13 protein-coding genes and 1 pseudogene are annotated in these 14,475 nt (G+C 68.3%); 2 read left to right on the top strand and 12 right to left on the bottom strand.

What is annotated here, in order from left to right; all coding sequences use genetic code 11:
* Positions 1-19: 19 nt before the first annotated feature.
* The 12 genes and pseudogenes from miaB to der all read right to left on the bottom strand — a co-directional run bounded on the left by miaB (position 20) and on the right by der (position 12,441).
* Positions 20-1,354, bottom strand: coding sequence for a tRNA (N6-isopentenyl adenosine(37)-C2)-methylthiotransferase MiaB (gene miaB / locus Q9Q40_03510; protein MDQ7006275.1), 1,335 nt, complete (start codon positions 1,352-1,354; stop codon positions 20-22).
* A gap of 279 nt (positions 1,355-1,633) precedes the next feature.
* On the bottom strand, positions 1,634-1,972 hold the full coding sequence (locus Q9Q40_03505; GenBank protein ID MDQ7006274.1) for an integration host factor subunit beta: 339 nt from the start codon (positions 1,970-1,972) through the stop codon (positions 1,634-1,636).
* Positions 1,969-3,789, bottom strand: a complete 1,821-nt coding sequence (locus tag Q9Q40_03500) for a 30S ribosomal protein S1 (GenBank protein ID MDQ7006273.1) — start codon at positions 3,787-3,789, stop codon at positions 1,969-1,971. The genes Q9Q40_03505 and Q9Q40_03500 overlap by 4 nt, the downstream gene beginning before the upstream one ends.
* 204 nt (positions 3,790-3,993) lie before the next feature.
* The gene (locus tag Q9Q40_03495; GenBank protein MDQ7006272.1) at positions 3,994-4,797 is read right to left on the bottom strand and encodes a pseudouridine synthase; all 804 of its coding nucleotides are present in this window, start codon (positions 4,795-4,797) and stop codon (positions 3,994-3,996) included.
* Entirely contained in the window at positions 4,794-5,639 is an 846-nt protein-coding gene (gene scpB, locus Q9Q40_03490; GenBank protein MDQ7006271.1) for an SMC-Scp complex subunit ScpB, read from the bottom strand. Before scpB ends, Q9Q40_03495 begins: the two co-directional genes overlap by 4 nt.
* Positions 5,632-6,444: a segregation/condensation protein A gene (locus Q9Q40_03485; GenBank protein MDQ7006270.1), complete on the bottom strand. Its 813-nt coding sequence runs from the start codon at positions 6,442-6,444 to the stop codon at positions 5,632-5,634. Before Q9Q40_03485 ends, scpB begins: the two co-directional genes overlap by 8 nt.
* A 149-nt stretch (positions 6,445-6,593) precedes the next feature.
* Positions 6,594-7,184: a hypothetical protein gene (locus Q9Q40_03480; protein MDQ7006269.1), complete on the bottom strand. Its 591-nt coding sequence runs from the start codon at positions 7,182-7,184 to the stop codon at positions 6,594-6,596.
* Positions 7,185-7,196: 12 nt separating this feature from the next.
* Positions 7,197-7,928, bottom strand: a complete 732-nt coding sequence (locus Q9Q40_03475) for a cyclic nucleotide-binding domain-containing protein (GenBank protein MDQ7006268.1) — start codon at positions 7,926-7,928, stop codon at positions 7,197-7,199.
* A gap of 97 nt (positions 7,929-8,025) precedes the next feature.
* Positions 8,026-8,868, bottom strand: coding sequence for a hypothetical protein (locus Q9Q40_03470; protein ID MDQ7006267.1), 843 nt, complete (start codon positions 8,866-8,868; stop codon positions 8,026-8,028).
* Positions 8,869-8,972: 104 nt separating this feature from the next.
* Positions 8,973-9,551 (bottom strand): hypothetical protein, encoded by a 579-nt coding sequence (locus Q9Q40_03465; protein ID MDQ7006266.1) that lies wholly within the window; start codon positions 9,549-9,551, stop codon positions 8,973-8,975.
* An 804-nt stretch (positions 9,552-10,355) separates the two neighbouring features.
* Positions 10,356-10,934 (bottom strand): annotated as a pseudogene (locus tag Q9Q40_03460) (ADP-ribosylation factor-like protein).
* Positions 10,935-11,064: 130 nt separating this feature from the next.
* Entirely contained in the window at positions 11,065-12,441 is a 1,377-nt protein-coding gene (der, locus tag Q9Q40_03455) for a ribosome biogenesis GTPase Der (GenBank protein MDQ7006265.1), read from the bottom strand.
* Between the two features lie 185 nt (positions 12,442-12,626).
* Between der and Q9Q40_03450 the strand changes: the two genes are divergently transcribed.
* Together Q9Q40_03450 and Q9Q40_03445 are read left to right on the top strand one after the other, a co-directional pair.
* Positions 12,627-12,899 carry an HU family DNA-binding protein gene (locus Q9Q40_03450; GenBank protein ID MDQ7006264.1) on the top strand — a complete coding sequence of 91 codons (273 nt, stop codon included), beginning with the start codon at positions 12,627-12,629 and terminating at the stop codon, positions 12,897-12,899.
* 77 nt (positions 12,900-12,976) lie between these two features.
* Positions 12,977-13,906, top strand: coding sequence for a site-2 protease family protein (locus Q9Q40_03445; GenBank protein MDQ7006263.1), 930 nt, complete (start codon positions 12,977-12,979; stop codon positions 13,904-13,906).
* Positions 13,907-14,475: the final 569 nt, after the last annotated feature.

The raw sequence follows: 14,475 nt of genomic DNA, 5'->3' as shown, positions 1-14,475 counted from the left end.
CGTGCGGCCCCGAATCAAGTCAAGAAAGCGCCTGCTGGAGCTGCAGCCACTCCCCCCGCAAGCTGTTGGGCCGGGCCTGGGTCACCCGGACGTCCACCAGTTGCCCGATCTCCAGTCCCCGGGCCGGAAAGTTCACGATCCGGTTACACACCGTCCGGCCGGCCCACTCGCCGGCGTCCCGCCTCGAGCGCCCCTCGACCAGCACCTCCATCACCCGCCCCACCAGCCGCTGATGGCGCTGGAACTGGATCTCGCGCTGCATGGCCTGCAGCTCCATCAACTGCTCGATCTTGCGCTGGTGGGGCACCGAGTCCGCCATCATGCCCGCCACGGTGCCAGGCCGGGGAGAGTAGACGAAAGAAAACATCTGGTCGAAACCGACCTCCCGCACCAGGCTCAGGGTCTGCGCGAAATCTTCTTCGCTCTCCCCGGGGAAACCCACGATCACGTCGGTCCCCAGGGCGATGTCCGGCATCGCCAGGCGCAGTTGCTCGACCCGTTCGAGATATTTCTCGCGCGTATATCCCCGCCGCATGGCCTTGAGCACTGCCGTCGAGCCGCTTTGCACCGGCAGGTGAAGAGCCGGACAGACCTCCGGGATCTCGGCCATGGCATCGATGATCGGTTGCCGGAGATGGAGCGGATGGGACGTGGTGAAGCGCAACCGCCGCACGCCCTCCGCGCGGCTCGCAGCCCGCAACAGGTCCGCCAGTCCCGCCCCCGTGTCCGGGCAGCGGTAGGCGTTGACGTTCTGGCCGAGGAATTCGATTTCCACGTAACCTTCCGCCGCCAGCGCAAGCACCTCACGGAGAATGTCGTCCAGGCTGCGGCTTTCCTCGCGGCCCCGCGTGGTGGGCACGACGCAGTAGCTGCACGTCTTGTTGCAGCCCTCCATGACCGTCACCCAGGCCTTCCTCCGCCCCTGCATCTTGCGCACCGGCTCGGCCCGCCGCATCAGGCTGTCCTGGTAGAGCGTGGTATCGACGACGCCGCGCTCGTCCTGAAGGCGCGCCAGATGTTCGGGAAGACGGCTGACGGCCCGCGGACCGATCACCAGGTCCACCAGGGGCGCGCGTTTGCGCACGTCTTCTCCCGCGAGCTGGGAGACGCAACCCGCCACCGCGACGATCATCTCGGGCCGTCTCTTCTTCGCTTCCGCCAGGCGCCCGAGGGCCTGGTAGACCTTCTCTTCGGCTTTCTCTCGAATCGCGCAGGTATTGAGCAGCGCCAGATCGGCCGTCTCCGCGTTCGGAGCGCGCTGATAGCCCAGCCCCTCGAGGATGCCTGCCATCTTCTCCGAGTCGTGCTCGTTCATCTGGCAGCCCCAGGTCTCGATCCAGTAGAGCCTCTCCATCACTTCACTCCCGCCCTCTCGTCACTCCGCGACAGACGCGCCCGTCTCCCGCCTGGAGATAAAAACGGGGGACGACCCTGAGGTGTCCCCCGCCATGAAGTCGTGACTGACGAACTCAGCCGCCCCGCCCGGCGTCGTCCCGCGCAAGCGCGCCTTCGGCGCCCGGCCGTCGACCGAAAAAGCCTCTTCCGCGCGAGGCGCCGAACATTCCGCCGCCGGCGCCACAGACCGGCGTGGGGATATCGGCTCCTCCCATCGAAAAGACTCCATCCCGGACGGCTAGGACGACGGAGGTGTCTCCGGCGCCTGGGCATCCGTGCCGCCGGCATTGCCTTCCCCGCCGGGGGGGTTGAGCATTTCGCGCAGCTCCTTGCCCGGCTTGAAATAGGGAACGGCCTTGGCCGGTACATCGACCCGGGTGCCCGTCTTGGGATTCCGCCCCTGGCGGGGACGTCGCATGCGCAGCCTGAACGATCCGAATCCGCGCAACTCGATCTTGTCGCCGCTCTTGAGGGCACCGACGATGGAATCGAGCACCGTGTTGACCACGGCTTCGGCCTCGGCACGGGACAGGCTCGCCGCATCCGCGACCTTGTCCACCAGGTCGGCCTTGGTCATGCGTCCTCCGCTCCGCTGTCCTCTTCGGGCTCCTCCTCCGAAGCGGAGGCGTTTTCGTCGCCCCGCGCCTTGGCCGCCGCACGTTCCCGCAGCGCGGCCAGCTCACCACCGGCCATATCGCCCAGGGTGATCGAGGCCGCCGACTTCTCCTCGGCGACCTGCTCGTTGTAGCTCTCGAGGTCACGACCGCCGAGGGCATCGAGGGCTTCCTTGATCGACAGGCCGATCTTCCGTTCCACCGGGTCGGTCCGCAGGATCTTGACCTTGACCGATTGCCCGACCTGGAAGCGGTCCTGGGGTTTTTCGAGTCGCTCGTGGGCCATCTCCGAGATATGCACCAGGCCCTCGACACCGTCGGCCAGCTCGACGAAGGCACCGAAGTCCGTCAGGCGGACGATCTTGCCTTCGAGGATGTCCCCCGAGTGATAGCGCCGGAAGAACTCCTGCCAGACATCGGGCTGGAGATCCTTGACGCTCAGGCTCAGGCGCTGATTCTCCGTGTCGATCTTGAGGATCTTGGCGTCGACTTCCTCACCCTTCTTGAGCACTTCGGCGGGGTGCTTGACCCGGCGGTTCCAGGTCAGATCGGAAATGTGCACCAGGCCGTCGACGCCTTCCTCCACCTCGATGAAGGCACCGAAGTCGGCAATATTCCGCACCACGCCGCGGATCACGTCGCCGACCTGGTACTTCTCCTGGATCACCGACCAGGGATTGGGAGTGGTCTGCTTGAGACCCAGGCTCAGGCGACGGTTTTCCTCGTCCACGTCCAGCACCACGGCCTCGACCATGTCGCCGATGTTGAGCACCTTCGACGGATGCTTGATCCGCTTGGTCCAGGACATCTCCGAAACGTGGATCAGGCCTTCGATGCCCTCCTCGAGTTCGACGAAGGCGCCGTAGTCGGTCAGGCTGACCACCTTGCCCCGCACGCGGGAAAGCAGCGGGTACTTTTCGCCGGCGTTGGCCCAGGGGTCTTCCTGGAGTTGCTTGAGGCCCAGGCTGACCCGTTCCTTCTCACGGTCGAACTTGAGCACCAGGACGTCGAACTCATCGCCGATGTTGACCACCTCGGAAGGATGGTTCACACGGCCCCAGGACATGTCGGTGACGTGGAGCAGACCGTCGATGCCACCGAGATCGACGAAGGCTCCGTACTCTGTGATGTTCTTCACCACGCCCTTGACGCGGCTGCCTTCCTCGAGAGTCTCGAGCGTCACCTTCTTCTTCTCGGCGTTCTCCTCTTCGAGCACATGCTTGCGGGAGACGACGATGTTGCCCCGCCGGCGGTTCATCTTGATCACCCGAACGCGCACCTCCTGGTCCTTGAGATGCTCGAGATTGCGCACGGGACGCACATCCACCAGCGAGCCGGGCAGGAAGGCGCGAACTCCGATATCCACCGACAGGCCGCCCTTGATGCGATCGATGACCCGCCCGGTGAGAACCTCGCCGGAGCGGTGGGCCGCCTCGACCCGTTCCCAGACCTTGATCCGTTCGGCCTTCTCCTTGGAGAGCGGGATGTAGTCGTCGTCCTCGGCCAGGGACTCGACCACCGCCTCGACGGTGTCGCCGATCTTGATTTCGTCTTCTTCGCCGGTCTTGCGGAACTCCGAGCGGGCGACAGCCCCCTCTTTCTTGAAGCCGATGTCCACGAGGACGATGTCACCGAGGATCTTCACCACTCGGCCGCGGGTGACGGCACCCTCCCGGATGTCTTCCGCCGGAGAATACTCGTCGAGCAGCGCTGCGAAATCCAGCTCCGCGTCGGGAACCTGCTTGTTGTCTTCCTCGTTCTGCCTGGGTTGTGTTTCCATTGCCTGTAGACCTCCGATACCGGGCCGGCCTTGGGATTTGGCCCCACCCCCGCCCCGGCGAAGGCGCCGAAGACGTGAATCAGGGCCAGACCCGCCCGTGGTTCGCCGGCGTCCATCCGACGCCGCCGAACCCTCCTGCGGGGAGCTTCACGATGGACCTCCCGCGCCACGAAGCCCCAATCCTAGGTGTGGCAGCACTTTGGGTCAAGGACGCGAAGAACTTTTCCTCTTTTTCCCGCGACGGCGGGAGGGGGCCTGGATCTCGTCCGACATGCCAGTGGCCCGCCGCAGCCGGATCAGCTCCCGCTCGCTCAGCTCACGGACCTCTCCCACACGCAGCCGGCCCAGGCGCAGCGGCCCGATGGCCACCCGCCGCAAGCGCCGAACCGGATGCCCCACCTGCTCGAACATGCGCTTGATCTGGTTCGGCCGCCCCTCGACCAAGGTCACCTGCAGCCAGCTCGCCCCCTCCAGATCGCTTTCCCGGCGGATTTCGGCGGGTAGAGTACGTCGGCCCCGGTCCAAGACGACACCCTTCCGCAGCCGTTGCAGGGTGCGCTCGTCCGGATGCCCCTTGACCTTGACCCGGTAGGTCTTCGGCATGTGCTGGCGGGGATGGAGCACCTTCTGGGCCAGGTCCCCGTCGTTGGTCAGCAGCAGCAGTCCGTCCGCGTCCCAGTCCAGCCTCCCCACGGGGAAGACCCGCGCCCGGATCCGCGCCGCCCGCAGCAGGTCCGCCACCGTGGGCCGGCCCTCCGGGTCCGCCAGGCTCGTGATCATGCGCCGGGGCTTGAAGGCCAGGAAGTAGCGCCGGGGACCCTGCCGGCCCGCCAGCAGCAACTTCCCGTCCACCTTGATGTGATCCTGTTCGGGATCGGCCTGGGTTCCCAGGCGAGTGACCACCTTGCCGTTGACCGTCACCCGCCCTTCTTCGATCATGCGCTCGGCGCCGCGACGGGAGGCGATCCCGGCGCGGGCCAGGATCTTCTGCAGTCTCTCGGCGCTCATACCTCCTCCTCGGTGCGCGAGGGAGCGGCGGCCATGCGGCCTTCCGGAGCGCCGTCTTCACCCGCCGTCCCCCGGGAGCCGCTCTCCGCCTCGACCTCACCGGGGGGCGACAGGGCGTCGGCCAGTTCCATCACGTCCCCCGTCGCCGCCCCCTCCCCCGCTTCGTCGCCGGCCTCCACGGCCTCCGCACCTTCCCCGTCCAGGGGCTCGACCTCCACGGCCTCGCCCGGGAAAAGCCGCCCCTGAGCGGGCACCACCCGGGTCCCGTAGGCCTCCACCGGGGGCAGATCCTCGAGGCTGTCGAGCCCGAAGTGCAGGAGGAAGTGCCGAGTCGTGCCGTAGAGGATCGGCCGGCCTACCACCTTCTTGCGCCCCAGCATGCGCACCAGGCGCCGCTCCTGCAGGGAACGCAGGGCATAGGAAGGGTCGGTCCCGCGAATCTCCTGGATTTCCGGCGCGGTGATCGGCTGGGCGTAGGCCACGATGGCCAGCACGTCCAGCACCGCGGGCGTCAAGCGCTTGCGGTTGCGGAAGCGGAAGAGGGCCTTGAGTGGAGCCGCGAAGGCGGGCTGGGTCACCAGTCGGTAGCCGCCGGCCACCGCCTCCAGGCGCAACCCCCTGCCCGGCCCCGTCAGCGCCTTGGCCAGGGCTTCGAGCCCGGCCTCGATCTCCTCTCGACCGGTGCCCTCGAGGGCCGCCTGGATTTCACGGATCGCCAGCGGCTCCGGAGAGACGAAGAGCATGGCCTCGAGACAGGCGAGAATGTCCAGCCCCTTTTCGGCCCCGGGCTCCTTTCCGGCCTCCTCGGGGACCGCAAACTGCTCGTTGTGTTCTTCACTCATCGCCGTCCACCGCAGCCCCGGGAGCCTCCGCCGGCCGGTCGTGACGCCGGCGGATGAGAATCTCGGTCCGCCATCCGGCCTGCTGCGCGGTCACGTTACCCAGCCGCACCAGCTCGAGCAAGCCGAGGAAGAGCACGATCCTCTCGAGCCGGGTTCGACAGGCTTCGACCAGGTCCCGGAAGCTGGCTCGCCCGTCCTGTTCGAGGCTCGCCAGGATGCGCGCCATCATGTCGTGGATCTTGAAGTTCTCGCGCCGGATGACCTGGTTGAGATCCTCGCTCTCCAGTCGCGCGAGCACCTTTTCGAAGGCTCCCACCAGCTGGTCGAGGTCGACTTCGAGGGTCATCACCCCCGCCAGTTCCTCCGGCGGGGGCGCGTTCCGCACGAACATCAGCTCGCGGCTGGTCTCGAGCACCCCCAGGGCCTCGGCGGCCTTCTGGTATTTCTCGTACTCCAGCAGCTGCATCGCCAGTTCCAGGCGCGGATCCTCCGCGCCCTCCTCGGCAGGATCGGGCGGCAACAGCATTCTCGACTTGATGTGAGCCAGGGTGGCCGCCATCACCAGGTACTCGGAGGCCACCTCCAGGTCCAGCTCACGCATCTGATCGAGGTAGGCGTTGTACTGGCTGGCGATCTCCGTGATGGGGATGTCCAGGATGTCGATGCCCTGGCTGCGCACCAGATGAAGGAGCAGGTCGAGAGGCCCCTCGAACTGGGGCAGGCTGACCTCGAGCCCCGTCGGTGGCGGAGCGTCGACGGGGGAAGCGAAGATCTCGGGCCGTGGATTGGAAGTGTTCTCGGACATCTCTCGCGCCACCCGGTCCTGGACCCGTTCAAGCCCTGAATATTCGCTGGAGGCCGATGGCGCGGCACGCGCGGGGAGCACGTTCCGGCCCGCCCCCCGGGGACCTTCCTCCGACCCGGCAGCAGCGTAACACCCGCCCGGCGTAAGGGTCAACGGGACGTTCGCTTCTTCTTTGCCTCCAACCTGGCCAGCTTCCGCTGGGCCCGGCAGATCCAGCGCAGGATCTCCCGCGAAGCCTTGCGCCGCGCGCGTTCCACGGACTGCACGTAGGGATCCCACAGAGGGTTCTTGCGGGTGGAGGCGACCTCGACGAAGCGGCTCTCCGCCTTGCGCAACAGGCGCCCGTCGGCGGTGGCCGTGATGCGCACCGCGTAGCGCACTTCCACTTCGCGCCGCACGCCGCGGCGCGTCGTTCCCGTCTCGTAGTCGTAGACGTTCACGCCCCCCGGTACCTGGCCCTCCCGCCACTTTTCCAGTTGCACGACGGCCTTCAAGGCGGGCTTCTCGCCCGGCTCGGCCGGGCGCACCGGGCACGAGCTGGTGACCAGGGCGAGCAGCAGGGCGTCTTCGAAGGCGTCCCTGTCCCGGTCGGCGACAGCCCGGCGGGATTCCACCACGATGTCGACGGGAGTTCCCTTCGGCGCTGCGGGAGCGCCCCGGGACGGCGTCCCGGACAGCAGCCCGGCGACCAGGAAGGCCAGGAGGCGGTAGCACGGATGACGGTCGGCGGGAGGGAACATCTCCCCGTGAGTCTACTCCGCTTCGCGATAGACGACCCGGACCATGCCGAAGGAAACCACGTCCCCATCGCGGAGCAGAACCTGTTGCCCGGGAGCCAGCCGCACGCCGTTGACGAAAGTTCCGTTGAGCGCACCCACCTCCTCGGCCACCATCCAGCCCTCGGACGAACGGGTCAGCCGCGAATGGCGCCGGGAAACCGAGCGATGGGTATCGACTCCCGTCAGGTCGATTTCCGGCTGGATCTCGGTCACCGGATCGTAGCGACCGACGAGAACCTGCTCGCCCTGCAGGGGGAAGATCGCGCCTCCGCCATCGAGCACCAGCCGACCGGTCGCCGAGGAAGCCGGCGCCACGGTTCCGGCTTCCTTCGCCGCGGGAGCGTCGGGCGCCGGCCTGCCGAACTCGCGCCGGGCGGCTGCCATCTTGCGCATCATCCTCACCGCGAATTCCGGGTTGGCCTCGAGCAGGCGCTGAAAGACCGACGGTCCGAGTTCGACGACCTCGCAGTCGGTCTCCGCCTCGGCGTTCACCCCGTAGGGCTGCCCTTCGAGGAGCGCCGACTCCCCGAAGAAATCCCCCTTCCCGAGCAGTCTCGAAGGGTGGCCCTCCCCCGCCCCGGGCTCGCGCAACCGCACGCTGCCCGCGTTGACGACGAACAGGCAGCCCCCTCTCTCGCCGGCGGCGACGATACGCTCACCGGCCTTGTAGGACACCGTCAGGGATCTGAAGACGTCGGATGCCATGCGCTCTCGCAATGCGGCCCACACCCCGCCGCGGTGCAACAGGCGCGGAGCCGAGTTTCCCTGCGAATATATGGAGCGGCCCCGGCCGGGGTCAACATCAGCCCCCGAACGGCGAACCCCGGTGGTTTTCTCCCCCACCTTTCGAACGCCTGCGGTGAATCGCGGTCGCAGCCTCGAGACGCACCGCCTGGTCCTCATCTTCACGGGCGATCGCGGCGAGCACCGCATCCACATCGAACACGCTGTCCACCAGCTGACGCACCGCCGTGCGACGCACCTCGGGCCGGGGATCGCTTCGCGCCAGCCGCACCAGGGCTTGATGGCACTGGGCGGCCAGGGCACTGTCCCCGCCGGCCCCGCGGTGATGAGCCGGCCGATGCAGCCGTCCCCGCAGGAGGCTCAACCCCATGGCCGTGGCCGCCAGTTCGCGGCGCCGAGGATCGGCATCGCGGCTGCGCCGCAGGAGCCCGGGGACCCAGCGGTGGTCGGCCAGTCCGAAACGTGCCGCCTGTTCGAGGGCGATGTCCACCAGCAGCGGGTTGGAGCCCTCGAGCCAATGTACGAGACGGCCCTCGGCGGCGACGCGGTCGGCGTCGTCCTGGTACCGCACCAGCGCCCGCACCGCTTCCAGCAGGGCCTGGCGACCCTCGGCCGGCAGCGGTATCCGCGAGCGGTAACCGAAAGCCGGCCGGTAGAGATCCAGCGCCGGGCGCTCCCCGTGGGAGTCGAGCCATGGCTCGAGGATGAAAAAGGCCTGCTCTCCCTCGTGGACTTCGAATGCCGGGGTGCCCGGCTCGCGCATGCGGTTGGCTCCCCGGAAAGCGACGCGCAACTCGGCCGGCAGGTCCTCGGGACCACGCAGACGTTCGATGACTTCGAGCCAGGCCTTGCCCGGCACCTTGAGGACACGGGCCAGGACGATGGTCTCGCCCCGGGACATGCGGCTGTTGAGATCGATGCCGTCCCTAACGCGGGCATGCTCGACCCTGGGGCGGGCGGCATGGACCGCGGGAGCCGGGACGACAAGAGCCAGCAGGACGGCGATCAGCGCTCGGCTCGGGCAGCGTGCTCGCCGCGCCGACGGCCGGCCAACCCCGCACCCAGCAGGATGAAGCCCACCGCGACCAGCAGGGCGCTGGCCTTGACCAGGGGATCCTCGACCGCGTTCCAGAGTTCCAACGGTTGGGATAACGCCTCCAGTCCATCGGCCCCGCCCGAGAGCGCCAGCAGCATTCCACCTGCCGCAAGGCCGAACAAGGCCCCCGCCATACCACCGACGAGAATACGCCCCCGGGCCGCCCCCGGGCGAACCTCTTCGGCCGCCATCTGCGGTGCGGGGTCGGCGGCGGGGGGCGGGTCGGGAGCCAGAACCGGCGGCGCTTCGGGCAGGGCCGGCCCGGCCTCCGGAACGGCGATCTCCGCCGGTGGCGCCGCCTCCGGAGACACCGGCGGCGAGGCGACAGGCAGCGCCGGCTCGTCGGCCGGCGGCGACAGGGCCTCCTCCGCGGGAGGTGCGGAAAGCGGCGAGGGGTCGCAGGCCTGCACCTGCACCCTCAAGGGCTCGGGATAGCTGCCCTTCGGCACTGCGAGAAATCTCCGGGTCTTGACCGCTGTCGTACTCACCTTGAGGTCTCCCGTTCCAGCTCACTCACCCAGGTCGAGAGTCAAGGTCAGGCGATAGCGTCGCACCCCTTCCGAAGTGGCCACCTCGAGCGGAATGAGAATCTCCTGGGGCTGCCCCACCACGAGCCGGGTGGCTTCCAGGGCCGGCTCCTGGAACAGGGGATCTTCGGGCTCCACCTCCACGGCGGTCGCCGTGGCCGTGGGCACGGCGGCCACCGCCGTCGAAGCCGCGGGCGGATCCGCCGGCGGCAGGTTCAGATCCCGCCGGTCGATCTTGATCGTCGCTCCGCCGGCACTCGCCGCAGGGGGAGCCGGCACGGAGAAAACCTCGTCGTCGGTGGCGGGCCCGGGAGTCACCGCGAGTTGCGGCTCGACTCCGAAAATGTCACCCAACGGCGGCGCACTCGGAGGCGGCGCACTCGGAGGCGCGGCCGGCGCCACGGGGGCCGAGGGGGCGGGTGCCGGCTGAGCGGTGGGGGCAGGCTCGGTGCCCGAAGCGACGTCCTGCGACGGGGGAGGCGGCGTCGGGGACGCGGCCGCCGGAGCGGCCCCGGCAAAGGCGTCGTCGAACTCGAAACTCGGTGCCTCCGCGGCGGGAGCGACCTCGGCCGCGGGAGTGTCGACGAGGGTCTGGGCCCCCGCGGGAGGAACCGTGACCGGGGCGGCGGGGGGGGCCTGAGGCGTCGCCGTGGGCGGCAGAGGATCGCCGGCGACCGGGGTGGCCACCGGAGGAGCGGAAGCCGCCGCGGCCGGCGCCTCGATGGAGGGTGGTGCGGAGAGTCCCGCCTGCTGGCCGGAGTAGCGCTCGTTGAGATGCAGCAGCACCAGCTTCGTGATGTGCCGCAGGGTCTCCTGGACCCCCACCCCCGTGGTCGCCACGGCTTCGTAGAAAGGCACGTTGTACTTGTTCAGCTTCTCGTTGAGCTGCTCGACGGAAAGGGCGTTGGGCAAATCCTGCTTGTTGTACTGCAAAACGTGAGGAACCTGGGAAAGCTCCAGTCCGTGCCCCCTCAAGTTCTCCTCGAGATTGCGGAAGGAATCCAGGTTCGCATCGAGCATGGTCTCCTGGCTGTCCGCCACGAAAACCACCCCATCGGCGCCTTTGAGCACCAGGCGGCGGGTCTCGTTGTAGAAGACCTGGCCCGGCACGGTGTAGAGCTGGACCTTGGTCTTCATCCCCTGGATCTCGCCGAGATCGATCGGCAGGAAATCGAAGAAGAGAGTCCGGTCGGACTTGGTCGCCAGGGAGAGCATTTTCCCGCGGACCCCGGCAGGCATGTTGTCGTAGATGAACTGGAGGTTTGTCGTCTTGCCGCAGAGTCCCGGGCCGTAGTAGACGATCTTGGTGGTCAATTCTCGCGTCGAGTAATTGAAGACGACCATGAAGTTTCTCCCCGGCGACCCGCCGCTCGTCAGGCCGCCAGCCGGACGCACCCCTCCGGTGCGTATTCCCGGGAAAGATAGGGCGTGGGCAAGCCGCATGTCAAAAGACTTTCCTGCCCCCAGCGTTTCGTCACTCGCCGCGCCCATCCGCGGAGCGCCGCCGGGGAGCCGGCTTGAAGTCGATCACGACAGGCGTGGGTCCCAGATCGAACGCCTCCCGGAGCCGGTTTTCCAGAAAACGGCGGAGTTGGGGCGTCATCTGGGCCCGCTCCCGGTGAAAAATGATGAAGCGGGGGGGCAGGACCCCCGTCTGGGTGATGTAGAGCATCTTGGGGGCGCTGCCCCCCTCGGCCGTGTGGCGCCGGACCACCCGGTCGAGAAAGCGGTTGAGCTCCGAGGTCTTGAGTCGGCGCCCGGCGGCGCGGGCCACGTCGAGGGCCGTGTCGAGCACCTTGAAGACCCGCTGCCCGGTGAGGGCCGAGACCGTCAGGCGTGGAGCGTAGCGCACGAACCCCAGCCGGGTCTCGAGAGCATCGTCGATCCGCTCGACCGCCGCTTCGGGATCTTCGATCCGATCCCACTTGTTGAGCACCAGGATCAGGGGCCGGCGGGCCTTGGCGATTTCACCGGCGATCGCCACGTCCTGGGACGTGGGTCCCATCACCGCGTCGAGCACCAGCACCGCCAGATGGCTGCGTTCGAGTCGTCGACGGGTGAAGAGGATGCCGATGGCCTCGTCGCGCTCGGCGACCCGGCTGCGCTTGCGCAGCCCGGCCGTATCCACCAGTCGAAAACGCCGTCCATCCCGGATCAGCGCCACGTCCACCGCGTCCCGGGTCGTACCGGGCAGGGGACTGACGGTAACCCGTTCCTCTCCCGCCAGACGATTGACCAGCGATGATTTGCCCACGTTGGGTCGCCCCACCACCGCCAGCAGCAACTCGTCTTCCGGGTCCGGCAGGCGGTGGGGATCGTCCGGTTCGGTTTCCTCCTCGGTTTCCGGCAGATGGGCCGCCACCCGTGAGAGGAACTCGTCGAAGCCCAGGTTGTGTTCGGCGGAAACCGGGATCGGCTCGCCAAGCCCCAGGCGCCAGGCCTCGTTGGAGTGATCCACCAGCGCCGGCACGTCGATTTTGTTCACCGCCACGACCACCGGAACATCCGCCTCCCGCAACAGGGCGGCGACGGACTCGTCCAGCGGGGTCACCCCGGACCTGCCGTCGATGACGAAGACCAGTACCGTAGCTTCCCGGGCGGCGAAAAGGGCCTGGCGCGTGACCACCTGGAGCAAGTCCTCGTCGGCACTGGGCACCAGCCCGCCCGTGTCCAGCAGGATCGCCTCCCGCCCCTCGATCCGGACTCTCCGCTCGATGCGGTCGCGGGTCACCCCGGGGCGGTCGTGGACGATGGCCTCCCGTCGGCCCAGCAGACGGTTGAAGAGGCTCGATTTTCCCACGTTGGGTCGCCCCACCAGGGCCACCCGCGGCAGCGTCTTCCTTTTGGCCATGCTCCAGGTCCCCGGGGCCCCGCGATGCGGCGGCGCGGGGGCATTCTACCCCCGGATGGCTCCGGCGCCCGTGGAAGTCCCCCATGCAGGCGGGTGGGTTCTCGTATAGACTGCGGCGCGGCAGTGGTCGCACAGCGCCCTGCCTTTTGCCCGGTGGAAGCATTCCCGGGCCGAGGAGCCGTCGGATGGTCAAGGCAGATCTCGTCAATCGCGTTGCGGAAGTGGCTGAACTCAGGAAATCCCAGGCCATCAAGGCCGTCGACGCTCTCTTTGACGCCCTGCGGGAAGCCATGGTCGCCGGCGAGAGGATCGAATTCCGCGGTTTCGGCGTCTTCCAGGTCAAGCCCCGGAAGCGCGGCTTCGGCCGGAATCCTCGCACGGGACTCGAAGTGAAGATTCCCCCCGGACGAACGGTTCGCTTCAAACCCGGCAAGGACCTGCGCAACCTCAACCTGTGAGTGCGCCCCTCCGACCCGAACCGGTCTTCCCCGCGTTCCATCCCCGGCTGCCACCCGGGCGCCGCCGGCGTCCCCCGGTGCTGCCATGGGTCTTGGCGGCGGCCACGGTCTTCACGACTCTGATCGCCGGAATCTTTCTCGCCCCCTCTTCCGCTCAAGCCATCGATCGCCTTCTCGCCGACCCCGGCACCCTCGTCGGCGTGCTCCGCGAGGTGGGACTGACCGGCTTCCTGACCCGGATCGGCACCACCATGAGCCGGGCCTGGCCCTACGCCATGGCGATCCTGGCTTTCTTCCTGGCCCACGAGATGGGGCACTACCTGGCCTGCCGCTTCCACGGTGTGGATTGCACCCTGCCCTACTTCCTTCCCGGCCCGCCTCCGATCGGCACCTTCGGGGCCGTGATTCGCATCCGGTCTCCCTTCCCTCATCGACGTGCCCTGTTCGACATCGGCATCGCCGGTCCGCTGGCCGGTTTCGCGGTGATGCTGCCCATTCTCGCCCTGGGTGTGCTCGATCTCGAGGCGGTTGCCCACACGCCCCTGCCCCCCGGCACCGAGTCGATCTACTTCGGCGATTCCCTGCTGACGACCCTGCTCACGCGCACCCTGCGACCGGAGGTCGGCCCCGACGCCGATCTTCTCATCTCCCCGCTTTTCGTGGCCGGATGGTTCGCCATGCTGGCCACGGCGATGAACCTCATCCCGGCCGGCCAGTTCGACGGGGGGCACATCTTCTACGCCCTCTTTCCCCGCTGGCATCGCAAGCTCTCTCTCGCCTCGGGCCTGGCGCTGCTTTCCCTGGTGCTGACGATCGGCCTGCTGCGCCAGCAGTTCTCCGCGTGGACCGTGTGGGCCTTCGTCGTGCTGCTCTTCGGCCGTCGTCACCCACCGGTGCCCGACGACGGCCGGCCCCTCGGCGCCTGGCGCTGGGCCCTGGCGGTGACCGTTCTCGTCGTGCTCGTCGCCTGCTTCATTCCCCACCCCATCGGTACGACCACCGGTTGACGGCAACCACAGCGTCCCCTGGCGCGCCGTGATCCAAGCTCTCAGATCCAGCGCCGCCAGGCGGGCGAGCACCTCACGGTGGGGGTGCCCGTGGACGTTGCCCCGGCCGCAGGAAATGCCCACCAGTACCGGGCGCCAGGCCCGCAACAGCCGGATCCCCGTCGAGCCCCTGGAACCGTGGTGACCGGCGACCAGCAGGTCCACCGGCGCCCGCGGCCCGGGCGCCGGCATGCGTCGCTCCCGATCGATTCCCAGGTCTCCGGTGACCAGCACCCGACGCGGCCCCACGGCCACGACGACGGCCAGCGACTGGTCATTTCCCGCCCCTTGGAGGCCCGGAGGAGGCGAGAGGATTTCCAACCGAACGCCACCGGCCCGTAACGTGCGACCCCGGGAAAGAGGCTCGAGGGGAATCCCCAGGTCGGCCGCACGATGCGCCAGGGGCCGCCAGCGGGGATCGTCCAGCCCCCCCCCGGGCAAGCCGATCCACTGCGGCCGCAGGGCCTGCACCAGTCCCGGAGCGGCGCCCACATGGTCCCTGTCGGCATGGCTGACGATCAGCGCCGCGA

The sequence above is a fragment of the Acidobacteriota bacterium genome, assembly GCA_030949985.1.
In the GTDB taxonomy this organism is placed as follows: Bacteria; Acidobacteriota; Polarisedimenticolia; order J045; family J045; genus JALTMS01.
The sequence above is the reverse complement of the archived record's forward strand: the minus strand, read 5'-3'. Positions and strand labels throughout refer to the sequence as shown.